The organism is Acidovorax sp. (genome assembly GCF_046291265.1).
GTDB lineage: Bacteria > Pseudomonadota > Gammaproteobacteria > Burkholderiales > Burkholderiaceae_C > Acidovorax.
In genome coordinates this window covers 90842-115148 of record NZ_JBKBTV010000008.1, presented here as the reverse complement: position 1 = coordinate 115148, position 24307 = coordinate 90842, and the positions used below count along the sequence as shown (strand labels likewise).

Annotated in this window: 13 protein-coding genes and 1 pseudogene; 8 read left to right on the top strand and 6 right to left on the bottom strand. The window is 65.1% G+C overall.

The features are described from left to right. From ACK41V_RS05285 to ACK41V_RS05270, 4 genes and pseudogenes are all read right to left on the bottom strand, one after another. Positions 1 to 1051: pseudogene (locus ACK41V_RS05285) on the bottom strand (sensor domain-containing diguanylate cyclase); the annotation flags it as partial. A gap of 83 nt (positions 1052 to 1134) precedes the next feature. Beyond that, positions 1135 to 3534, bottom strand: coding sequence for a penicillin-binding protein 1C (gene pbpC, locus ACK41V_RS05280; protein WP_409778828.1), 2400 nt, complete (start codon positions 3532 to 3534; stop codon positions 1135 to 1137). Between the two features lie 88 nt (positions 3535 to 3622). Beyond that, positions 3623 to 3991, bottom strand: coding sequence for a hypothetical protein (locus ACK41V_RS05275; protein ID WP_409778825.1), 369 nt, complete (start codon positions 3989 to 3991; stop codon positions 3623 to 3625). Between the two features lie 54 nt (positions 3992 to 4045). After that, positions 4046 to 10069, bottom strand: a complete 6024-nt coding sequence (locus ACK41V_RS05270) for an MG2 domain-containing protein (protein WP_409778822.1) — start codon at positions 10067 to 10069, stop codon at positions 4046 to 4048. A gap of 196 nt (positions 10070 to 10265) precedes the next feature. Here ACK41V_RS05270 and ACK41V_RS05265 point away from each other — a divergent pair, with 196 nt between their 5' ends. Continuing rightward, positions 10266 to 11612, top strand: a complete 1347-nt coding sequence (locus ACK41V_RS05265) for a tetratricopeptide repeat protein (RefSeq protein ID WP_409778820.1) — start codon at positions 10266 to 10268, stop codon at positions 11610 to 11612. Positions 11613 to 11959: 347 nt separating this feature from the next. On the opposite strand, the gene xdhB is transcribed toward ACK41V_RS05265, so the two are convergent. Together xdhB and xdhA are read right to left on the bottom strand one after the other, a co-directional pair. Beyond that, positions 11960 to 14395: a xanthine dehydrogenase molybdopterin binding subunit gene (xdhB, locus tag ACK41V_RS05260; RefSeq protein ID WP_409778817.1), complete on the bottom strand. Its 2436-nt coding sequence runs from the start codon at positions 14393 to 14395 to the stop codon at positions 11960 to 11962. After that, positions 14392 to 15900, bottom strand: a complete 1509-nt coding sequence (xdhA, locus tag ACK41V_RS05255) for a xanthine dehydrogenase small subunit (RefSeq protein WP_409778814.1) — start codon at positions 15898 to 15900, stop codon at positions 14392 to 14394. Before xdhA ends, xdhB begins: the two co-directional genes overlap by 4 nt. A 191-nt stretch (positions 15901 to 16091) precedes the next feature. Between xdhA and ACK41V_RS05250 the strand changes: the two genes are divergently transcribed. From ACK41V_RS05250 to ACK41V_RS05220, 7 genes are all read left to right on the top strand, one after another. After that, positions 16092 to 17024: a LysR family transcriptional regulator gene (locus ACK41V_RS05250; RefSeq protein ID WP_409778811.1), complete on the top strand. Its 933-nt coding sequence runs from the start codon at positions 16092 to 16094 to the stop codon at positions 17022 to 17024. Positions 17025 to 17103: 79 nt separating this feature from the next. After that, a complete protein-coding gene (locus tag ACK41V_RS05245) occupies positions 17104 to 18699 on the top strand; it encodes an ABC transporter ATP-binding protein (RefSeq protein WP_409778808.1) in 1596 nt (531 codons plus the stop codon). Further along, on the top strand, positions 18692 to 19762 hold the full coding sequence (locus tag ACK41V_RS05240; protein WP_409778805.1) for an ABC transporter permease: 1071 nt from the start codon (positions 18692 to 18694) through the stop codon (positions 19760 to 19762). Before ACK41V_RS05245 ends, ACK41V_RS05240 begins: the two co-directional genes overlap by 8 nt. After that, on the top strand, positions 19762 to 20682 hold the full coding sequence (locus tag ACK41V_RS05235) for an ABC transporter permease (protein ID WP_409778802.1): 921 nt from the start codon (positions 19762 to 19764) through the stop codon (positions 20680 to 20682). Before ACK41V_RS05240 ends, ACK41V_RS05235 begins: the two co-directional genes overlap by 1 nt. Positions 20683 to 20789: 107 nt before the next feature. Further along, positions 20790 to 21956 (top strand): BMP family ABC transporter substrate-binding protein, encoded by a 1167-nt coding sequence (locus ACK41V_RS05230; protein ID WP_409778799.1) that lies wholly within the window; start codon positions 20790 to 20792, stop codon positions 21954 to 21956. A gap of 104 nt (positions 21957 to 22060) precedes the next feature. Then, positions 22061 to 23044 carry a Rieske 2Fe-2S domain-containing protein gene (locus ACK41V_RS05225; protein WP_409778795.1) on the top strand — a complete coding sequence of 328 codons (984 nt, stop codon included), beginning with the start codon at positions 22061 to 22063 and terminating at the stop codon, positions 23042 to 23044. Next, the gene (locus ACK41V_RS05220) at positions 23044 to 24096 is read left to right on the top strand and encodes an adenosine deaminase (RefSeq protein WP_409778793.1); all 1053 of its coding nucleotides are present in this window, start codon (positions 23044 to 23046) and stop codon (positions 24094 to 24096) included. The genes ACK41V_RS05225 and ACK41V_RS05220 overlap by 1 nt, the downstream gene beginning before the upstream one ends. Positions 24097 to 24307 lie beyond the last annotated feature (211 nt).

Here is a 24307-nt window from a genome sequence, read left to right as displayed (position 1 = left end):
GGTTGGCAAACCGGTTGTGCAGCTGGGCGTCCCAGTAGCCAATCATCGACGGCATGTTGTTGAGGATGGTGCGCACATCGTTCTCGGCCTCGCGCAAGCGGGCCGACACCTGCTGGCGCAAAGTGAGTTCGCGCACAAAAAGCAGGGCCAGTCCCACGCAGGCCACCATCAGCAGCACGGTGAAGCAGCCCAGCACCCAGGCGTTGCCATACCACTTGGCCAAAATGCTGTGGGTGGACTGCGCCACGTTCAGGATCAGCGGGTAGTTCCCTACAGGGCGAAACGCATACAAGCGCTCCACCCCGTCCAGTGCGGCGACGCCAACAAAAGAGCCCGTGCCCTCTGCCTGAAACCGCAACAGGTTGGGAGTGCCCGCTATGGTTTTGCCCACATCGGCGTCGCCATACGGAAACCTCGAAATCACCACACCGTCCTGACGGAACAAATTGACGCCGCTGTTAAAACCGAGGTCGAGCGAGCCGAACAGTTCGTTGAAATAACTCAGGCGGATGGCCCCCACCACCACACCGGCAAAGCTGCCGTCGGGGTGGTAGTAACCGCGTGACAGCGGCAAGATGTTGAGTCCCGACACCCGAGAGGGCACCGGCTTGCCGATGAACAGGCCCCGGTGCCCTGGAGTCTGGAAAGCCGCAAAGTAATCACGGTCCGAAAAATTGGCCTTGCGCGGCACCAGCGAGCCGGAGTCCAGCACCAAATTGCCCAGCGCATCCAGCACGAACACGTCGCCCGCCCCGCGCGCGCGCAGCGAGTTGTCAAACACCACGCGAGCGCGCAAATCGGGTGGCAGCTCCATCACCTCCGGCCGACTCACTTCTCGCGCCACGCCCTCCAGCGACTTGTCAAACGAATCAAGCGCCCAGCCCAAGCCTTGCTCTAGCGTGCGTGCCAGATTGCCGTTGGTCTGCTCGGCGTAACTCCATTCGTCATTGCGAATGGTCCAAATGGTGCGTGCAAACAGCGCCCCGATGCCCAACGAGACGAGCAATGCCAGCCAGATCAGGCGGTGGGAAAAGAACTGGCGGATCGGCATAGAGATAATTTGTAACCATTTTATACACGGGGGCGAGCGCGCCCTGCCGTCAAGTCACACCGTATTCCTCAGGAATGGGGCCGTCAATGCGCAGCAGCCCTTGGTGGTGTGACGACCACCCCGGCGCCGCGCACCTCCAGCCGAATCTCATCGAGCACCCGGCCTTCGGGATTGGTGATCTGCACCACATGGCGCCCCGGCCAAGGCAACCAAGCCACCCGCGGGCCGCGGCCCAGGGGCTTGCCGTCCATGCGCCACAGCAGCACCCCGTCGCCGGTGGCAGTGAACTGAAGGCGCTGGCGGGCGGGCGGGATGTCCGGGTCCAGCGCAATGATGGTGCCGGACGCCGGGCCGGTGATGCGGGCAGCGGTGCCGGTGGCAGCGGTGGCAGCGGTGGCCGCGGCAGCAGGGGTCGAGCCTGCCGTGCGGATGGGGGTTTTATGGTCATTTTGGCCTCTAGCGCTTATCCCATAAGCGCTAGTAGCTCCTGTATCCATAGCAAACAAGGCTTGCTGGGTGCCGGGCATGAACCACTCCTGGCGGGCGGCCTCCAGCGGGACGGCGGCGGCTGTGTGGGCCGGGGTGGCTGACGTGGGGGTGCTTGCTTGCCCAGGGCCAAACCGCACGGCGGCTTGAACCAGGCCCACCGGGGCCTTGGGCGCCCGGCTGGGTTCGCGCGCGTGCAAAAAACCCATCACGGCCGACCAGATGGGCGCGGCACCGCTGGTGCCACTCACGTCGTGCATGGCGGCGCCACTGGCGTTGCCCACCCACACGCCCACGGTGTAGCGCTCGGACCAGCCCACCGCCCAGTTGTCGCGCATGTCTTTGCTGGTGCCGGTTTTGACGGCCGACCAGAACCGGGTGGCCAGCACGCTGTCGGTGCCAAATGTGCGCGCACGCGCGTTGCCGTCGGACAGGATGTCGCCCACGATGAACGCCGCCTGCGCATCGACTGCCGAGGTAAAACGTGGCTTGGCGCCCGGTGGGGCGTCTGCCACCGACACCGCACTGAGCCGCCCCCCATTGCCCAGCGTACCTGCAATAGGACTGGCCCGTCCGCCGTTGGCGAGCGTGCGAAACGCGTTGGTCAGGTGCAGCAGCGGCACCTCCGGGCTGCCCAGCGCCAGGCTGTAGCCAAAATAATCCCCGCTTTCGCGCAGCGGCAGACCCACCGCGCCCAGTTGGCGGTGGAATGCGTCGGGCGACACCATCACCAGCGTGCGCACCGCCGGCACATTGAGCGACGCGGCCAACGCCGTGCGCACCGACACCCAGCCTTTGAACTGCCGGTCGTAGTTCTGCGGGATATACAGGCCACTGGCCGTGGCGATGTGTGCGGGCGAGTCGTCGACCAGCGAGGCCGCCGTCAGCCGCCGCTCGGCAATCGCCTGCGCATACAAAAAAGGCTTGAGCGTGGAGCCCGGCTGGCGCAGCGCGAGCACGCCATCCACCTCACTGGCCTGGCTGAGCTGGCCGGATGAGCCCACCCACGCCAGCACCGCACCCGTAGCGTTGTCCAGCACCAGCACCGCGCCGTCTTCCACATTGCGCCCGCGCAGTTCGCGCAGGTGTTGCGACAAGGTCTGCACCGCAAACCGCTGCAGCGGTGCGCGCAGCGTGCTGGGCACCCGTTCGGGCACCACCGCCCCGTCCTTGAAGCGCTGGCGCAACAGATAGCGCGCAAAGTGCGGCGCCACGCCTTCACTCGCGTCAAACGCGCGGCGCTGCAGGGCGGCGGTGGTGAAAATGTCCAGCGCATCGCAATCGACGGGCGTGCCAGCAGTTTTGGGTGCCGCTACCGGTGCAGCCCCTTTTTCGCGCCGCGGTGTTGAAGCGGCGGACGAACTGGGGGCGGGGCCGGCCTGCATGTCGCGCAACACGCCACACGCCCGCTGCGCCACCAGCGCAGGCCGCGCATTGGGCGCGCGCACCAGCGCTGCGGCCACCGCCGCCTCGCGGTCATCCAGACCATGGGCCGCCTTGCCAAACAGCGTGCGGCTCAGCGCGTCAATGCCCACCAACTCGCTGCGAAACGGCACGAGGTTGAGGTACGCCTCCAGGATCTGGTCCTTGCGCCAGCGCCGGTCCAGCACCTGCGCGGCCACCGTCTGCCCGAGCTTTTGCACCACCGTGCGCCCGCCGGGGCCCTGGCGCCAGTCCCCGTCCAGCAAACCCGCCAGCTGCATCGTGATGGTGCTGGCCCCACGCGTGCGCTGGTTCCACAGATTGCCCCAGGCAGCGGCCGAGGCAGCGCGCCAGTCCACCCCGCTGTGTTCAAAAAACCGCTTGTCCTCGCTCAGCACCAGCGCTGTGCGCAGCGCGGGCGACACGTCGGCCAGCGGTATCCACTGACCACGCCGCACGGTGACATCGGTGCGCAGCCGCTGCAGTACCTCGCCCTCGCGCGAGAGGATTTGGGTGTCGGAGGGGCGGAAGTCGGCGCGGACTTCATCAAAAGACGGTATAGCGCTTGCTGGCATTGCGCTAAAAGCTATCAAAAATGCAGCAACCCATTGCACAGCCTGCCCGCCGCGCCACCGGGCAACCGTGGGCCAGGGCGACACGCGCTCAGTCATCCGGATGTTCCCGATCAAACCGCTTCTCCGCCTCGGTCAGGTGCCGCAGCAGCACGTGCGAAATCAGGTTGACGCCAATCCCCCCAAACACCACAGGCAGGATGTAGAGCGCAATCGACAGCTCGGAGATGAACACCGCGTCGTCGGCCAGCGAGGGCGTGTTCTTGGCCACAGCCGCCAGGGATTGCAGCAGATACACGTCCACGCCGGAGATGAGCACCAGCGCAATGCCAAAGCCCAGCACCGCCATGCGCGAGATGGTGCGCGTGCGCAGCAGCAGCCCGTAGATGCCTGCGGGCAGCACCACCGAGAAGGCCACCAGCACCCAGAACCGCAGTTCGACGAAGACGCTGAGGCTCATGGTGCGGTGCTCTGTGCAGATGACAGCCGAACGGGCGGGGTCTTGCAGTGCCAATCACTTGGCTGCGTCGACCTTCACGCGTGCGTTCGGCACCTCGCCAAACATCTCGGGCGCGTACATCGCCTCGACACGGCTCGGGGGCAGCGCGAAGTCGCCCACGTTGTTCAGGCGCACGGTGTATTCCATCTTGACCGTGCCCTTGGGCAGGTACTCGTAGTAGCTGCGGAAGGCCTCGAAGCTGCGCTCCTCGAATGCGGGCCAGCCGGGGCCGGTACGCGCCTTCTCGCCTTGTGTGGCAATGGCCGAGTCTCGGCCCAGGCCGCTGCCAAGAATGGTGGAGCCGCCCGGGATGGGGTCGGTGATGGCTACCCAGGTCATGTCGGCACTGGCGTTGACCTCCAGCGTCACGCGCAACACGTCGCCGCGCGTGTACTGGCCTGCGGGCAGCGACTTGTTGGCCTGTTCCACCGGCGTGATGGTCTTCTTGATGGCATAGCCCGCAGCAAATGGCGCCTTCAGTTGGACGGCCGCCACCGACTGCAGCGTGAGCCACGGCTTGCCCGGGCCCTGGTGCGCCACCGCCAGGCTCTCCTTGCCACCCGCCTTGCTCCAGGCCAGGAACATGTCGTTGTTCTTGAAGTTGCCGGGCGATGCGGGTGCTCCGAACCAGGTGGTCTGGTGCGCCGCACCGGTGACGTCGCTGGTCTTGATGCGTTCGACCTTGCTCCAGTCCACGGTGGCACTGTTACCGCTCATGGTCGCCTTGGTGGTGCCCGAGACGGGCGTGGCCTCGAACTTGGCGCTGAATTTCTCCAGTGCCAGTCCGCCCCAAAGGTTGGCCGTGGTGGTGTGCCAGGCACCGGCTTGCTGGCGGCTGATGAAGCCGTTGGCGAGGCGCCCCATGTCGTCCTTCCACGTCGGGTCGTCCATCACGGCCAGCATCAGGCGGGCGGTGTTCACGTCGCCGTTTTGCATCAGCCACCACCAGTAGTCGTCCTGCTCGGTGCTGAAGATGAGCTTGGTGCCCTGGAACGACAGGCGGCTGCGCAGGATTTGCATGGCCTCTGCCAAACGCTGGTCGCGCTGGGGCACGTCGGCCACGCGCTTCAAGACGTTGACCCAGTCGATCACCGTGTGCGTGGGCCACTGGTTGGGCGCAATGGTGATGCTGCTGACCATGCGGCCCTGGGCCTTGCCGTAGCGCGACAGCGCCTCCAGCGCAGCCACCTTGCGCATGTCCAGGTCCTTGCGAGGGCTCCAGAATTCACGCTGGATGCGTCCTTCCACAAAGGCGATCAGGCCCCGCTCCATAGGTGCGCGGGCCTCGTCCGGCAGCGCAAACGCGGGATTCAGGCTGGCGGCCTCGTGCGTGGCAGACAGCAGGTAGGCAGTCAGCGTGTCGCTGCCCCGGTTGCCGTCGCCTTCGCGGGGCGGGAAGTAATTGGCCAGACCATCGCTGTCCAGGTAGGTGGGCAGTTGCGCCACCACGGTCTGCCACATCGCGCCGTCGCGCAGGCCCACGGACTTGCTGGTCTTTTGCTCCAGGCAGGCAAACGGGTAGCGGGCCCACCAGTCGCGCACACCGGGCAGGCCTTCGGCCAGCTTGGGTTGCAGCGACATCTTGAGACCGCCCCGCCCCGGGATGGCGTCCGCAGGTGGGTTCACATCCAGGTTGAAGCTGCCGTCCACCTGCACCAGCGTTGCCTGCTGCACCGTCAGCGGCACGGCCGGGATGATGCGCTGGCGCGCCTTGAGCGCATCGCGTGCGCCGCCCACCGTGTCCTTGGCTTCGATCTCCCACAGAATGGATTCGGCGCGCGTTTGCGCCAGTTGCGCGGGCGCCGTCACGTTCCAGGCCACTTCCCGCGCTTCTTCGGGCGGGATGTCGATGGTCTGTGGCTTCAGGTCGAGCAGCGTGGCACGCGGCGCCACCTCGACCTTCATGGCCGTCTTGGTGGTGTTGCGCAGGGTGATCTGGGCGCGGAACTGGTCGTCCTCGCGCACCAGCGGCGGCAGGCCGCTGATGATCTGCAGGTCTTGCGTAGCGCGAATGCTGGCGCTGCCGGTGCCGAACAGGCCCGTGGCCGCATCGGCCACCGCCACGATCTTGAAGGTGGTCAGCGCATCGTTGAGCGGCACCGTCACCTTGGCCTGGCCGTTGGCATCCAGCTGAATGGCGGGTTCCCAGAGCAGCAGGGTGTCGAGCAGTTCGCGCGTCTGCGCCCGGCCCCCGCCACCGCCTGCGGGCACGGCTTTTTTGCCGTAGTGGCGACGGCCGATGATTTCCATCTGCGCGGTGGATGTCTCCACACCCCAGCTGCGCCGCTGCAGCATCGATTCGAGCAGGTTCCAGCTGGTGTTAGGCATCAACTCCAACAGCGCCTGGTCCACAGCGGCCAGTGCCACCTCGGCATTGGCGGCGGGCTTGCCTCCGGGCAGCGTGGCGGTGATGGTGACCTGGGCCTTACCGCGCACGGCGTAGCTCTCCTTGTCGGTCGTCACCTTCACATCGATCTGGTGCGCCGCTGTGCCTACGCGGATTTCGGCCACGCCCAAACGGAAGGCGGGTTTGGAAAGATCCACCATGGCGGTGGGCGCCTGGTATTCCTTGCCCTCGTACCAGAAGGACGTCCACCACTCGCGCGGCGACTTGAAGCCCCAGGTGAAGAAGCTGTACCACGGTACCTCGCGCAGGCGGCCGCGCAGGGCCAGCACGCTCACGTACACGTTGGGGCCCCAGTCGGGCAACACCTTCAGGCTCACGGTCGGGTCCTGGCCGTTGAGTTGAATCACCTGCGTGTCGATGATGCCCTCGCGCTCCACGGCCACCAGGGCCGTGGCAAAACGGAACGGCATGCGCACCTGGAACTTGGCGATCTCGCCGGGCTGGTAGCTCTTCTTTTCGGGCAGCAGGTCGATGCGGTCGTGGTCTTCGCCGCCAAACCACAGCTCGCCCTGGCGCGTGACCCACACCGACGATGCGGCCACGCTGGTATTGCCGTCCTTGTCGGTGGCCGTCACCACCAGCTCCACCTCGCCGGGTTCGTCGAGCTTGGATTCGCACAGCAGCAGGCCGCGCGCATCGCTCTTGCCGGTGCACAGCGTGCCCAGGTCTTTGGTTTCTGTCTGGTTGTCGTAGCTGTAGAAGCCTCCCACCATGCGCTTGCGCGTGGTGGTGGTGATGCGCGCAATGGCCTGCACCTGCAGCGCCGTATCGGCGGCTGGCTTGCCGTTGTGTTGCAGCGCCAGCGCCTGAAAGCGGATCTTCTGGCGGGCAGACACCCAGCCTTCGGTCTTGACCCCGGCCACCACGCCTGCGGGCCACAGCGTCTGCGTGCTGCGAATGGTCTGCACCTCGCCATTGGGATCAGCGTAGGTGGCTTCCATCAGCAGCTCTTGTGGCTGGCGGGCCTGGGGCACGTTGTCGATGGTGACCTTGCCCGCGCCATCCTTGTTCAGCGTCAGGGGCAGCTTGTCGGCAATCACGCGCGCATCCTGGCTGGCCGTGGCTTCTTCGTCGTCGCTGTTGGCGTTCGATTGCTCGCGCTTGCGCGGCGGGTTGAAGCTAAAAACTTCGTAGTCGCTGTACTGCAGCGACTTGCCGCGCACCATGGCCGACACCCGCACGGGCAGGTTGGCGGCCCCGCCACCGGCCACGTAGTTGATCTGCACATCGGTGGGCACCGAGCGCACGCGTACCAGCGCTTTTTTGTCGGTGGGGGTAATGCGCCCCTCCAGCACCGGCAGGCGGAACTCCTCCACCCGGAACTCGCCCGAGCCGAAGCTGCGCTCGTTGCCGGACTCGTTGCGCAGCTCCACTTGGTACACCCCCAGCTTGGCGGCGGGCGGGATGGCAAAGGTGTTCTGTGCACTCAGACCGCCCGATGCGGTGTCGCGCCAAGCCAGCGGCTGGGTGAACTGCTGGCCGCTACCCACATGCGTGATCACCAATGTGCCAGGTCGCGATTTGGGCAACGCAAAACCCTGGCGGGTTTCAGAGCGCAGCACGTGTTTCATCGACACGGTCTCGCCCGCGCGGAACAGGGTGCGGTCAAAAATCGTGTGGGCCCGCTCGTCCGGGCGAGGTTCGCTGCTCGTGGGCACGTTAAAGCGCCAGGGCTCGATGCCGCGTTGCCAGTCGCTCCAGGTAAAGGCCATGTCCTCCACGCCATCGGTGCCCGTCTGGCGTGCGCTCACAAAATAGGCGTTGCCACCATCGCCGTAGTCGCCCCCGTCGCTGCAGCGGCTGGGGTCGGACGAAATGCCTTCAATACGGGCCACGCCCTGCGCGTCGGTGGTGGCGTTGGCCAACTCATTGCCGCGGCAGTCCGACACCCGCACCGTGGCGCCTTGCACCGGCTGGCCCTTGTCCAGCGTGGTGACCCAGGCCAGCGCGTTTTCGCGGCCCAGCTTGAAGTGCACGCCCAGATTGGTCACCAGGGCAGACGTCCGCACGTACATCATGCGGGTATCGCCATGGCGCTCGTCGAGCAGCGAGCTACCCAACTTTTGCGAGGCAATCTCCAGCACATGGAAGCCCGGCGACAGCGGAATGCCCACCACCTCGAACGGGCGCGGGTCGGTGCTGGCGGGTTTGGGCAAGTCGAGCGTCTTGACCCCGCCCTTGCCTGCCAGCAAGGACAGCATGCGCGACTGCACATAGTCCTTGTCGTTGTCCAGCACCTGGGGCAGCGGGCCGGTCACGTCCTGGCGCGCCTGCTTGCGGTTGACCACGTAGTTGTCGTAGCGCTGCACCCTCTTGAACCAGGCAATGATGTCGGCATCGGTGCGCGGCTTGAGGGTGCTGACCTTGCCGGCGGGGGCCGCAGCGGCAGCGGCTCCGGGTTGGAGGCCTTGTACGCGCAGGGCGGCTTCCACGTTGCGCAGCGTCACCGGCAGCAGCGCGGGCGGCTTGTCGGCAGCGGGGCCTTCGGCAAACCGCTCCACCACACCAAAGGGGGCGGCTGCAAACTTGGCCAGAGGTGGCATGCCGCCCGTGGACACCTTCAGCGGAAAGTTCTCGGCATTCCGCAGCGGGCGGCCCGAGGCGTCTTTGAAGTCCTTGGGCAGCTCCAGCGTGAACGCGGTGTTCTCAGCCAAAGGCGCTGCAAACTGCACGCTGGTGACCAGAGCATCGGCATCGGCCTGCTGCCCTTCGTTACTGCCGTCCAACTGGGGCTTGAGGGTTTCCTTGCCAGATTTGAGGCGAATGGCCGCTGCCAGCTTGCGCGGCAAGGGCGCGTTGAACGACAGCGACATGGGCCGGATGGGCAGGCACGCGGCCTGGGCGTTTTCACGCTCACAGCTGAACTCGGCGGCAAAGGGCTCGCGCACCGTGTAGTCAAAACGTTTTTCGACCGCATTGGGCACGCCACTGGGCGTGGACACGCCCTTGCCAAACACGATCTGCATGCGCGAGCCTGACGTGAGGCGGCGGTTGCAGGCCAGCGTGGCGTATTGCAAAGGGTCTTGCGTGGCGCGCTTGTCCAGGCCCAGGGTCTTGAGGATTTCGGCGCGCTGTGGGCCGTCAATCAGGCGCACCGGCACGCGCTCGCCCACACCGTCGGCGGTGCACCACACGTTGGCCTGCACGCTGGCCAGCGTGGCGGGGCCGTTGAGCTGCAGCACAAAAAACTGCTCTTCGTCGATCTGCTGGTAGGTGCCGGGTCGAATGTTCTGCACAAACGGTCCGCCACTATTGAATTGATAGCTTTTAGCGCCCGTCAGTTCTGCGCCAGCGGCTGATTTGAACCCTGGTTTGACGGTGGCCGTGCAGCGCACACCCGGCGGCAGGTCGCGCTCAAAGTCAAACACCCATTCACGTTCACCCGTCCAGCGGGCCGTGCCTTTGGTGGCGTCGGCATCACTGCAGCTCAGGGTGATGGGGGCCGGCGCCTTGGGGTCGCCGAAATTGACCGCAGCGCTATCGAACTTGGCCACCACCTGCCGCACCCGCGCCACCTCGCCCTGGGGCGAAAAGCTGGTGATCTGCAACGCCTGCGCGTTTGTGGCCAGCAGCAACCCGCCCAGCAGCATCACTGCGCCGACCGGGGCTTTCCTCCAAAGTGTTGTTTTCATTGTGTTTTGCTCATGCCTGCAAGGGTTCTGAGGGTAGCCGATCCACCCGCTCAGGCGCCACCTTGCGCCGCCTGTCCAGAGCGTGAATGTGTGAGAAAGTGCTGCAGATGCCAGCACATGTGAGCGGCCTATACTCCCGCGCACAATCCGCGCAGCCTAGGCCGCGCACCCCGCGGAGGGAGGCGGGAGAACCACCATGGCTACAAGAGCACCAGGCAACGACAACGCCGCCCAGCCCACCAAACGGCCCGCGCCCTTCTGGCACCGGCTCAACACCTTCTTCACGTTTCCGCTGCAATCCAAGCCACTGATGTACAGCATGCTGCTGGCGTTCTCCAGCATGCTGTACAAAGTTTTTTTCTTCTTGCCGGACGCCCTGGGCATCCTGATCGTGGAGATCGGGATTTTGCTGGCGGCATCGCGCTATGGCTTCAAAGTGACGGCCCTGGGCTCACGCGGCATCTACAAGGCAGAGGACTACCCCGCCGAACTGGACCCGGAATGGAAGAACCTGCCCTGGAAACTGTTTGCGATTCTGATTGCGCAATCCATCGCAGTGGGTTGGTTGCAGCGGATCAACCCGGGACTGGGCACCTTGGCCTGGCTGGCCATGTGCTTTTTGCTGCCCGCCACACAGATCGTTCTGGTGCAAACCGGCAGCTTCACCGAAACCCTGAACCCCGCCAACGCCTGGAACGCCGTGCGCACCATTGGCTGGCCCTACCTGCTGCTGTGCCTGTTTCTCTTTTTGCTGAGCCAAGGCACCTTCATCGCACTGGGCATGTTGCTGCCCGTCTTCAGTGGCTGGATTCTGCTGCCCATCATCAACTGGGTACTCATCTACTTCGCCTGGGTCATGGCCAGCCTGCTGGGCTATGCCATGTACCAAAACCACGAAGCTTTTGGCATTGACCTGCTGCCGGGCGCCGGACTGGACGAAGACGCGCCCCCCGTGGACCGCCGCAGCCCGCGCCGGATCGAGCAAGACGCCCTCGACGCGCAGGTGGCCGAGCTGGTCACCGCAGGCGACATGGTGGCCGCCCTGGCCGTGGCCTATGAAGAGCAGCGCACCCATGGCGAAGAAGTGCCGGCACAACGCCGTTACCACCGCGTGCTGGCGCTGGCAGAAGGCAAAACTGCCACCCTGCTCGACCACGCACAGCGCTACATCCCGCTGCTGCTGAAGTTCGGCCACGGTGGCGAAGCACTCAAAGCCTTTCACACCTGCCGCAGCAAAAACGCCGAGTTTGCGCTGCAAGATGCCAACGCCACGCTGAACCTCGCCAAAGCCGCCTGGCATGCGAACGAGGCCAAAGACGCGCTGGACCTGCTGCAGGGCTTTGACCGCCGCTTCAAGGACCACGAAAGCGTGCCCGCCGCCTACGAGCTGGTCGCCCGCGTGCTGCTGCAGGGCATGAACCGCGTGGACATGGCCTTGCGAGTGCTGGCCACACTGGAGTCAAGGCACCCGGACACCGACGCCACGCGGGAGACGCAGTGGCTGTTGCGGAACCATGTGCCGCAGGGGGCGGCTGGGGTTTAAGGGTCGAAATGGGCTGTAGTGCTTATGGAATAAGCGCTAGTAGCTATTGTTTTTATGGTTTTTTGTCTTCCCGCTACTCGTTCGGGCGGAGCTTGCCGAACCCTGGGCGCGCGTGCTGGTTAGGAACGCATGCTTGGGGTGAGGGCGGGGGGGCGGATCGTCGCCCCGGAGGCCAAGTTTCTTTCTTTTGCGTCGCCTTTTCAGACCGGACGCAAGAAAAAGTGACTGCGCCGGCGGGCGCACACCCATGCCTCCGCCCTGCGCAAAGGCATGAGACACGATCAGCGCAAGGCTTCGATAAGCTCAGCTGGATCGGGCGGTGGATCGTGCGAAGGGGCCCGAGCCCTTCACTCCCCTAACTTACCCAACGCCCGCAACACATTCTCCGCAGTCGCTGGCGCCGTCAATACCACCGGCGCCGCAGCGTCCGACTCCACCCCGCGCCCTGCAGCCACCGCATTGCGCAGCGCCTCGTACACACTGATCGCCAACATGAACGGCGGCTCGCCCACGGCCTTGCTGCCGCCTACGTTGTCCTCCCTATTGGCCTCGGGCCACAGCGCCACCTTGAAGTGCGCGGGGATGTCTCCGGTCGCCGGGATCTTGTAGGTGCTCGGTGCGTGGGTGGCGAGGTGGCCCTTCTCGTTCCACACCAGCTGCTCGGTCGTCAGCCAGCCCATGCCCTGCACAAAGCCGCCTTCGATCTGACCAATGTCGATGGCCGGGTTGATGCTGTGGCCCACGTCGTGCAGGATGTCCACGCGGGTCACGCGGCTCTCTCCGGTGAGGGTGTCGATGACCACCTCGGAGCAGGCGGCGCCGTAGCTGAAGTAGTAAAACGGGCGGCCGGTGAGCGTGGCCTTGTCGTAGTGAATTTTGGGCGTGCGGTAAAAGCCGTCGCTCCACAGCTGGATGCGGTTGGCGTAGGCCTCTTTCACCACATCGTCAAACGCGCGCACCTTTTTGGGCGAGGTGATTTGCCCGCCCGAAAATTCAATGGCGCCTGCACCGCAGCCGTCCAGCCCGCACACAAACGAGGCCAGGTTGTCGCGCACATTGCGCGCTGCAAACTGCGCGGCGCGGCCGTTCAGGTCGGTGCCGCTGCTGGCCGCTGTGGCGCTGGCGTTGGGCACCTTGCTGGTGTCGCTGGCCGTCACCAGTACGCGGTGCAGCGGCACGCCCAGCTCGTCGGCCACGATCTGCGCCACCTTGGTGTGCAGGCCCTGGCCCATTTCGGTGCCGCCGTGGTTCACCTGCACGCTACCGTCGGTGTACACATGCACCAGCGCGCCGGCCTGGTTGAACAAGGTGGCTGTGAAGCTGATGCCGAACTTGACGGGTGTGATGGCCAGACCGCGCTTGAGCACGGGCTGCAGCGCATTCCACGCGGCAATGTCGGCCTGGCGTTGGCGGTAGTCGGCGTTTCGCTCCAGCTGGGGCATCAGCGCGTGCAGGATGTTGTCTTCCACCGTCATCTGGTAGTGAGTGACATTGCGGCCATCGGCTGCGTCCTTGCCGTACAGGTTGACCATGCGCACGTCCTGCGCATCGCGGCCCAAAGCGCGGGCGATGTCGCCCAGGATGGCTTCGATCACGATCACACCCTGCGGGCCGCCGAAGCCCCGGAATGCGGTGTGGCTCTGCGTATTGGTCTTGCAGCGGTACGAGGCGATTTCCACGTCGCTCAGGTAATAGGCGTTGTCGCTGTGGAACACGGCGCGGTCGGCCACGGGGCCCGACAGGTCGGCGCTGAAACCGCAGTTGGCCGCCATCTGCAGTTTGAGGCCCGTGATGCGGCCGGTGGCGTCAAAACCCACGTCGTATTCGTACGCAAACGGGTGGCGTTTGCCGGTGACCATGAAGTCTTCATCCCGGTCCAGCCGCAGCTTGACGGCGCGGCCGAACTTGTGGGCGGCCACGGCGGCCCACACGGCCAGGTGGCCGGCCTGGGTTTCCTTGCCGCCAAAGCCGCCGCCCATGCGGCGGCATTCCACCTTCACTGCGTGGTTGTCGACGCCCAAAGCGTGCGCCACCCAGTGCTGCACCTCGCCGGGGTGCTGGGTGCTGGAGTAGATCGACCACTGCTTTTGCTCCAGCGGCAGCGCGTAGGCGATCTGGCCTTCCAGGTAGAAATGTTCTTGCCCGCCCACCTCGAAGGCGCCTTGCAGGCGGTGCGCCGATTGCGCGAGGCCGGTGGCGGCGTCGCCCCGGCGCACAAACACGGGCGGCAGCACGTAACTCTTGGCCTTCAGTGCGTCGTGCACCGAGAGCACGGCGGGCAGCGGCGTGATGTCGAGCTTCACCGCCCGAACCGCGCGGCGCGCCTGCATCACCGAGTCAGCCACCACCAGTCCGATGACCTGGCCGATGTGCTGCACGGTGTCGTAGGCAAACACGGGCTCGTCGTGCGCAAAGGCGGCCAGCAGCTTGTCGCCGGGCACGTCGGCCGCCAGCACCACACCGCGCACGCCGGGCAGGGCCAGGGCGGCACTGGCATCCACGCCGTTCAAAGTGCCGTGGGCCACGGTGGAGAGGATGGGCGCCGCGTACAACGTGCCCTTTACCTCGGGCAGGTCGTCGATGTAGTGGGCCGCACCCGCCACCTGGGCGCGTGCGCTTTCGTGGATGTGCGACTGGCCCATGGCGCGCGTGCTGGCGGGGGCGCTGGGCTGCGGGGCGGCTAGGGGCTCGGCCGCATGGGCATCAGCAGCGGCGGCGGCCGGGTCGTCCACCGCGTCCCGGCTGATGGACAGGCCGTTGGACGGAATCTCGCGCTGGTTCATACCGATTCCTCCAGGCGGAAGTTCTCCACGCTCACCGCCTCTTCGCCCTGGCTTTCCAGCCAGAAGCGCTGCAGAAGGCTGGCCAGCACCGTGCGGCGGTAGGCGCCGCTGGCTCGCATGTCCGAGATGGGGTTGAACTCGCTTTGCAGCGCTTGCGCGGCGCGGGCGACGGTGTCGGCGTTCCATGGCTGGTCGACCAGCGCGGCTTCGGTCTGGCGGGCGCGGGCCGGGGTGGCGGCCACGCCGCCTGCGCCGATGCTGGCGCGGCGCACCACGTTGGCTTCGATGTCGAGGTTGATCACCAAACACACTGCGGAGATGTCGTCGTCAAAGCGCTTCGAGATTTTGTACGCCCGCAGTGCCTCGGTCACGCTGGGCCGTGGCACCACGATGCGCACCAGCAACTCGTCCGGCGCCATCACGTTCTGCCGGTAGCCGGTGTACAGCTCTTCCAGCGCCATGGCGCGTTCGCCGCGAACGCTGGCCAGCACCATCTGGGCGCGCAGGGCGATCAAGAGCGGCATCGAGTCGCCAATGGGCGAGCCGTTGGCCACGTTGCCGCCCAGCGTGCCCGAGTTGCGTACGGGCAGGCCCGCAAAGCGCGTGGCAAAGGTGTGCAGCTGCGGCCACTGCGCCGTCAGTGCCGCAAAGGCGTCGGTCAGCGTTGCGGCGGCGCCGATGGTGATGTCGTGCGCGCCTTGCTGAATCTGCCGCAGCTCGGCCACGCGGGTCACGTCCAGGATGCGTTCGTATTGTTTGTGTTGCTTGGTCACCCACAGGCCCACATCGGTGCAACCTGCCACCACCTGCGCCGCTGGGTGTGCCGCCCGCGCGGCCAGCAGGTCGGGCAGTGTGGCGGGTGAAATATAAGAAGAATTGGCCTCTAGCGCTTGATGGGTAAGCGCTAGTAGCTCTAGTTTTTGTAGCAATAGAGGTTCGTTCACCGCCATCGCGGGCAAGGCCGCCATCTGCTGCGCGGCGTCCAGGATGGGGCGGTAGCCGGTGCAGCGGCACAGGTTGCCGGAGAGTTCTTCTTGAGCCAGTTCACGGGTGATCGGCTGCCCGTTGCACACATGGTTTTGGTACATGCCGAACAGGCTCATCACAAAACCGGGTGTGCAGAAGCCGCATTGGGAGCCGTGGCACTGGACCATGGCTTCCTGCGCTGGATGCAAGGTGATGGACTGCCGAGCGGCGGGGGCCGCGTCGCCCACCGGCTGGATCAACGGGTCTTCCGCCAGGTCCTCCACCGTCCACAGCGCCATGCCGTGGACCGAGTGCGCCAGGCGGATGCAGCTGTTGATGGCGCTGTAGTGCACCTTGCCGTCCCGCGCCTCGCCCAGCACCACGGTGCAGGCGCCGCAGTCGCCTTCGCCGCAGCCTTCCTTGGTGCCGGTGTTGCCCAGGTCTTCGCGGAGCACCTCCAGCAGCGTGCGGTCGGGTGGTACATTGCCCAGCGCCACGGGCTGGCCGCGGCGCAGGAATTGCAAGGGTTGGGTGGTCATGACGGAGGCCGCTTCTTCGATTGCTAACAATTCATGAGGACTTACGCACATCGGGATGCAATGGCCGCATTGCCTTGGGGCGATGCGGCTTGTCTGAGCCTTGTTTTGCGCAAGTCGTGTTCATCAGAGGGTAGGGCGCCCCATGGCCGCCAGCATAAGTACAAGCTTATGACATCAATGCACGCACTGCTATGAGAGACCACGCCCTTTTCGACAAGATAGACCTCCATCTCATAAGGGTCTTGCACACCGTGCTCACTGAACGCAGCGTATCGAGGGCCGCCGTCCGCCTGGGCATGCACCAGCCGGCGGTGTCGGCTGCGCTCAAACGCCTGCGCGACCTGGCGGGCGATCCGCTGCTGGTGCGCTCCGGCGCCAGCATGATGCCCACCGATGCCGCACTGCGCATGGTCGAACCCGCAGGCGCCATCCTGCGGTCGGCCGAGGCGCTGTTCTCGGATGCGCGCGGGTTTGACCCGCGCACCGCCACCCGCACCTTCCGCGTGGCCGCCAGCGATTACCTCGACCCCCTTTTTCTGCCCCAGCTGGTGGCCCGCATCAAGGTCGAAGCCCCGTTGTGCCCCATCGAAATCCTGCCCCTGTCGGCCGACACGCACTACCACGCGCACCTGGCGCAGGGCGAGGTGGATGTGGTCATCGGCAACTGGCCCCAGCCGCCGGACGATCTGCACATGGGCCGCCTGTTTGGTGATGAAGTGGTCTGCCTGGTCGGCAAGGACCACCCCGCCGTGCGGCGCGGCTGGGACGTGGAAAGCTGGCTGGCGGCCGAGCACATTGCCCCCACCCCCACCCACCCCGGTGCTCGCGGCGTGATCGACGCCCACCTGGACAGCCTCTCCATGCAACGCAATATCACGGCGCGCTGCGCGCATTTCAGCCTGATCCCCAGCATCGTGGCATCGAGCTTGCTTGTGCTGACCACGGGCCGCCAATATTGCGAACGTTATGTGGAGCAACTGCCGTTGGCCATCCTGCCGTGCCCGGTGGCGTTTCCCCGGCTCATGTACTACCAGCTGTGGCATGCGCGCACACACCACTCGGCGGCGGCCGCCTGGCTGCGCGACTGTGTGAAAACGGTGGCGGCGTCGCTACGAAAAGAATAGCTGTCAGCGCATGCTGAACAAGCGCAAGAAGGTGTTTTCATTCTTATAACAAGTTGTAAAACTGAGAGACAATCCCCGCATGAGTTCACCCCCTACTTCTCCCGCTCCGGGCGCGCCGCCACCCCGGTTGCAGCTGACGGGCATCACCAAGCGCTACCCGGCGGTGGTGGCCAACAGCGGTGTGTCGCTGACGGTGTTGCCCGGCGAGATCCATGCGGTGCTGGGCGAAAACGGCGCGGGCAAGTCCACGCTGATGAAGATCATCTACGGCTCGGTCAAGCCCGACGAGGGCAGCGTGTTCTTCAACGGCCAGGCCGTGCAGGTGCGCAACCCGCAAGAGGCGCGGGCGCTGGGCATCGCCATGGTGTTCCAGCACTTCAGCCTGTTCGACACCCTCACGGTGGCCGAGAACGTGTGGCTGGGGCTGGACAAGAGCCTGACGCTGGCCGAGGTCACGCAGCGCATCACCGCCAAGGCGGCGGAATATGGCCTGGACATTGACCCCCTGCGCCCCGTGCACACACTGAGCGTGGGCGAAATGCAGCGCGTGGAAATCATCCGCGCACTGCTCACCAACCCCAAGGTGCTGATCCTGGACGAGCCCACCTCGGTGCTAACGCCCCAGGCGGTCGAAAAGCTCTTCGTGGTGCTGCGCAAGCTGGCCATCGAGGGCTGCAGCATCCTCTACATCAGCCACAAGCTGCACGAGATCCGCGCGCTGTGCACCGCCTGCACCGTGCTGCGCGGCGGCAAGGTCACGGGTGTTTGCAACCCGGCGGAAGAATCCAACGCGTCCCTGTCGCGCCTGATGATTGGCGCCGAGCCGCCCGCGCTGGAGCACCGTGCCGTGCAGACTGGCGCCACCGTGCTGCGTGTGCGGGGCCTGTCGCTGCCGCGCGCCGACCAGTTTGGGGTGGACTTGGTCGACCTGCAGTTCGAGGTGAAGGCGGGCGAAGTGGTGGGCATTGCCGGTGTGTCGGGCAACGGGCAAAAAGAGCTGCTGTATGCGCTGTCGGGCGAAGACCGGCGCGCCGAGCCAACCAGCATCCAGGTGTCGGGCCAGAACGCGGGCCGCATGGGCCCCAGCCAGCGCCGTGCGTTGGGCCTGCATTTTGTTCCGGAAGAGCGCCTCGGCCGGGGCGCCGTGCCCACGATGGGGCTGGCGCACAACCTGCTGCTCACGCGCACCAACTCGGTCAGTGGCAGCGGCTGGATCAAGGTGGGGGCGTTGCAAAAACATGCGCAGGCCATCATCGAGCGCTTCAACGTCAAGGCCGGTGGCCCCAACGCCGCTGCCAAGTCGCTGTCGGGGGGCAACCTGCAAAAGTTCATCGTGGGACGCGAGATTGACGCCAACCCCAAGCTGCTCATCGTCTCGCAACCTACGTGGGGTGTGGACGTGGGCGCGGCGGCGCAGATTCGCGGGTCTATCCTGGCGCTGCGCGATGCAGGTTGCGCGGTGCTGGTGGTCAGTGAGGAGCTGGACGAATTGTTTGAAATCTGCGACCGGCTGCATGTCGTGGCCAAGGGGCACCTGTCGCCCTCGGTGCCGCGTGCCAACGCCACCGTGGAGCGCATTGGCGAATGGATGAGTGGCCTGTGGAATGCCGATGTGCAAGCCCATCTGGCCCAGCAACAACAGCAAGCCCGGGATGCGGAGGTGCAGCATGCTTAAGCTGGAACCGCGTCCCCAGGCGTCCAACCTCTGGACCTACGGCTCGCCGCTGCTTGCGGTGGTGGTGACCGTGCTGATCGGTGTGGCCTTGTTCATTGCGCTCGGTAAAGACCCGGTGCGGGGCCTGCAGGTGTTCTTCTGGGAGCCCATCAAGACGCCCTACGCCATGGGCGAATTGATGGTCAAGGCCACGCCGCTGCTGCTCATCGCGCTGGGGCTGGCCGTGTGTTTTCGCTCCAATGTGTGGAACATCGGTGCCGAGGGCCAGTTTGTGATTGGTGCGGTCACGGCCGGTGGAATCGCCTTGCTGGCCGACAAGACCACCGGGCCCTGGATCGTGCCCGCCATTTTGCTGGCCGGTGTGCTGGGCGGCATGGCGTGGGCGGGGCTCACGGCGCTGCTGCGCGACAAGTTCAACGCCAACGAAATTCTGGTGAGTCTGATGCTGGTCTATGTGGCCACGCTGGTGCTGGGCTACCTGGTCTACGGTCCGTGGAAGGACCCCCTGGGCTACAACTTTCCGCAGAGCAAGACCTTTGAAAAGGTCACGCAGATCCCGCGGCTGATGCAGGGCTCGCGCATGTCGATTGGGTTGCTGCTGGCGCTGGCGGGAGCGGCGGCACTGTGGGTGTTTCTGTTTCGCACGCGGGCCGGTTTTGCCCAGCAGGTGGGCGGCTTGGCGCCTGCAGCGGCGCGTTACGCGGGCTTTTCGTCGCGCCGCGCGCTGTGGACCGCTCTGCTTATTTCGGGCGGCGCAGCGGGCCTGGCAGGTGCATTGGAAGTGGCGGGCCCGATTGGCCAGCTCACGCCTTACGTGCCGGCAGGCTACGGCTTTGCGGCCATCATCGTGGCCTTTGTGGGGCGGCTGCACCCGGTGGGCATGATCCTGTCGGCCATTCTCATGAGCATGTTCTACATCGGTGGGGAACTGGCACAGTCGCGTTTGGGGCTGCCCAAGTCGCTCACGGGCGTTTTCCAGGGCTTGCTGCTGTTCACGCTGCTGGCGTGTGACACATTGATCGCCTACCGCATCCGCTGGGTGGCCTCGAAGGGAGGCAAGTGATGGAGTCTTACGCATTGCTTATCGGCGCCACGCTGAGCGCGGGCACCGTGCTGGCCATTGCGGCCCTGGGGCTGCTCATCAATGAAAAGGCGGGCATCGTCAACCTGGGGGCCGAGGGCATGATGCTCTGCGCCGCCATTGCGGGGTTTGCCACCGTGGTGCACACGGGCAACACCTGGCTGGGGTTTGCGGCGGGCATGGCCGCTGGCGCGCTGCTGGCCGCCATTTTTGGTGTGCTGGTGATCTGGCTCAACACCAATCAGTACGCGACCGGGCTCGCACTGTCGTTGTTCGGCGTCGGCTTCTCCGCGTTTGCGGGCATCAGCTACGTGCAGGCCAAGCTGCCCGAGCTGCCCAAATACGCGATTCCGGTGCTGGGCGATGTGCCATTGCTTGGGCCCGCGCTGTTCCGGCAGCACCCGCTCGTGTACATCACCATGCTGCTGGTGGTGGGGATGATCTGGTTCCTGTACCGCACGCGTGCGGGTTTGGTGCTGCGCTCGGTGGGCGAGTCGCCCGAGTCGGCGCACGCACTGGGCTACCCGGTGCGCCGCATTCGCCTGGCGGCGGTGGTGGCCGGTGGCTCGCTGTGCGGGCTTGCCGGGGCGTACATCTCTACCGTCTACACCCCGCTGTGGGTCGAAGGCATGGTGGCCGGTCGCGGCTGGATTGCGTTGGCACTGACCACCTTTGCCACCTGGCGCCCGGCACGGGTGTTGCTTGGGGCTTACCTGTTTGGCGGCGTGACCATGCTGCAGTTCCATTTGCAGGCCACGGGCGTGCAGGTGGCCAGCCAGTTGCTGAGCATGTTGCCGTATGTGGCCACCATCGTGGTGCTGGCGTTGATCTCGCGCAATCCAGCGTGGATCCGCATCAACATGCCCGCATCGCTGGGCAAGCCGTTTTATCCGGGCAGCTGAAATGGAAGATGCCCGCGCCGCAAATGCGCGTTACCCAGCGGTAGATCGCCCCATAATTAGTGTTTTTCGCGTGTGTAACCCCCTAACGTTCTCAAGAAGGAACCGACATGACTGATCTGCAGAAACGCTCCATGCTCAAGGTGGCAGCGCTCTCCGCCGTTGCCGCTGCCGCACTCGTGGGCTGTGGCAAGAAGGAAGAACCGGCACCGGCCCCAGCGCCCGCACCGGCCCCTGTGGTTGAGGCCCCGGCACCCAAGCCCGAGCCACTGAAGATCGCGTTTGCCTATGTCGGCCCAGTGGGCGATGGCGGCTGGACCTTTGCACACGACAACGGTCGCAAGGCCATCGAAAAAGAATTTGGCGACAAGGTTGTCACCAGCTTCGTCGAGAGCGTGCCCGAATCCGCTGACGCCGAGCGCGTGCTGCGCGACATGGCCGGCCAGGGCAACAAGCTGATCTTTGGCACCACCTTTGGCTACATGAACTCCATTGAGAAGCTCGCTCCCGACTTCAAGGATGTGAAGTTCGAGCACGCCACCGGCTACAAGACGGCCGAGAACGTGCGCACTTACGACAGCCGCACCTACGAAGGCGCTTACATGGCTGGCGTGATCGCTGGCGCCATGACCAAGTCCAACACGCTGGGCGTGGTCGGCTCGGTGCCAATTCCTGAAGTGATCCGCAACATCAACAGCTTCACCATGGGCGCCCAGTCGGTCAACCCCAAGGTCAAGACCAAGGTGGTATGGGTGAACGAATGGTTCAGCCCACCGAAGGAAACCGAAGCCGCCACCAGCCTGATCAACGGCGGCGCTGACGTACTGTTCCAGAACACCGACTCGCCCGCCGTGCTCAAGACTGCACAAGAGAAGGGCAAGCGCGCCTTCGGTTGGGACAGCGACATGACCGCCTACGGCCCCAAGGCCCACCTGGCATCGGCCGTGATCAACTGGGGCCCTTACTACGTGAAGGCCACCAAAGACGCGCTGGAAGGCACCTGGAGCACGGGCCAAAGCTGGTGGGGCGTGAAGGAAGGCGCCATCGACATCGTCTCCATCGCCGACGACGTGCCTGCCGAGATCAAGACCAAGGTCGAAGAGATCAAGAAGGGCCTGGCTGCAGGCACCTACAACATCTGGAAGGGCCCTATCGTGGGTCAGGATGGCAAGGAAATCCTGGCCAAGGATGCGGTGGCCGATGACAAGTTCTTGGGCGGCGTGAACTTCTACGTCAAGGGCGTGGAAGGCAAGATCCCCGGCGGCGAGAAGAAGTAAGTCGACGGGTTGGTCAGCGGGCCTCGCGGCTTGCTGCCTACAGAGAGGGCCGCCTGCGGGTGGCCCTTTTCCGTTTCTGTTTTGGTTTTTTGAGGTGCAGGCAGATGGTCGAATCAAGCTTGTGGCATCCGGTGGCTTTGGTGGGCGATGTGGCGCAGACCCCCGTTGCCGTGCAGCTGCTGGAACAACCCGTGGTGGTGTGGCGCGACGCGGCGGGTGCGGTGCAGGCGTTTGCCGACCAGTGCCCGCACCGCGGCGCCCGGCTGTCGCTGGGCCGCGTGACGCCAGAGGGACAACTGGAGTGCCCGTACCACGGCTGGCAGTTTGCGGCGGGCGGACGCTGCACCCAGGTGCCCGCATTGCCCGCGTTTGTGCCCCCGCCCGGGCATTGCGCACGGGCCTTTGAGGCGCGTGAAGCGCATGGCCTGGTCTGGGTGCGCATGGAGGAGCAGGGCAGTGCAGCGCTGCCCGGTTTTGCGGCCGAAGGCGACGCGCGCCTGCGCAAGCTCAACTGCGGGCCGTATGACGTGGCCGCCAGTGCACCGCGCATCATCGAGAACTTTCTGGACATGTCGCACTTCGGCTTTGTGCACGAAGGCTGGCTGGGCAGCCGTGATGCCACCGCCATTGACGACTACCGCGTGGAGGCGACGGCCACCGGTCTGCTGGCCACGGGCTGCAAGGCCTGGCAGCCGCAGTCCAACCTGCATTCGACGGCCCCGGCCCAGGTGGAATACACGTACGAAGTCACCGCGCCCTATGCCGCCGTGCTGACCAAGGTGCCTGAAGCAGGCACCACGGCCTTGGATGGCTGGCGTGAATCCATTGCGCTGTTCATCTGCCCGATCACACCGGTGCGCAGCCGCGTGTGGTTTCGCCTGGCCGTGGCAGATTTTGATTCGCCCGACGAGAAGCTGCAGGCCTTTCAGCACACCATCTTCACGCAGGACCAACCCGTGCTGGAGTCGCAGATGCCGCAGTGCCTGCCGCTGGACCTGCGCGCAGAGTTGCATACCGCTGCCGACAAGGCATCATCTGCCTACCGCCGCTATTTGCGCCAGAGCGGCATCACCTTTGGAGTCTGCTGATGTTTAAAGTGCCCCCCATTTCCGCCGAGCGCCTGCCCAGTCTGTTGCGCTCCATGCCCAAGGCCGAGCTGCACATCCACATCGAAGGCTCCCTGGAGCCCGAGCTGATTTTTGCCCTGGCGCAGCGCAACGAACTGACCTTGCCCTATGCCAGCGTGGAAGAACTTCGCAGTGCGTATGCGTTCAGCAACCTGCAGAGTTTTCTGGACATCTACTACGCGGGTGCCAGCGTGCTGCTGCATGAGCAGGATTTTTACGACATGGCGCGCGCCTACCTGGGGCGCGCTGCCCGAGACAACGTGCTGCACGCCGAGATTTTCTTTGACCCGCAGACCCACACCGCACGCGGCGTGGCCATGGAGACAGTCATCAACGGCCTGCACCGCGCGTGTGAAGACGCACGCACGGATCTGGGCATCAGCGCCACGTTGATCCTGTGTTTCTTGCGCCACCTGAGCGAAGAGTCCGCCTTTGAAACGCTGGAGCAGGCCATGCCCCTGCTCGACAAGATTGTGGGCGTGGGGCTCGACTCCAGCGAAGTCGGCCATCCGCCAGAAAAATTCGCACGCATCTTTGCCCGCTGCCGGGAGCTGGATTTGCATCTGGTGGCCCATGCGGGCGAGGAGGGGCCTCCCGCCTACATCTGGAGCGCACTCGATGTCCTGAAAGTGGAGCGCATCGACCACGGCGTGCAGGCCGTGCACGACGCCGCGCTGATGCAGCGCCTGGCGCAAGACCGCATCGCGTTGACGGTGTGCCCCCTGTCCAACCAGAAGCTGTGCGTGTTCCCCAACCTCGCGGACCACAACCTGGGCAAGCTGCTGGATGCAGGGCTGGCAGCCACGGTGAATTCAGACGACCCGGCGTATTTTGGTGGCTACATCAACGAGAACTTCACCCAGGTGTTTGCCGCCACCGGCCTCACGGCCAAACATGCCTACCAGCTGGCGTTCAACAGCTTTGAGGCGAGTTTTGCGGGCAATGCCGATAAGCGGGTGTGGGAGCACAAACTCAAGGAAACCTTTGAGCGTTGTGTGGAGCACGATTACTGATGCGGAGCGGGCAGGGGTGGCTGCTGGTGGGGCCAATCCTCTGCAGTAATCAATAGTTTGCTATGAAAATAGTAGCTACTAGCGCTTTATCTATAAGCGCTAGAGACCAATTTGGTTCAATTTTTCCCCTGGGTGCCGTGAGAGGGCACAACATCTGCCTCAGCAGATGAAGGCACGTTGAGCCGACTGGTTTGCCACCTAATTTCCGGGT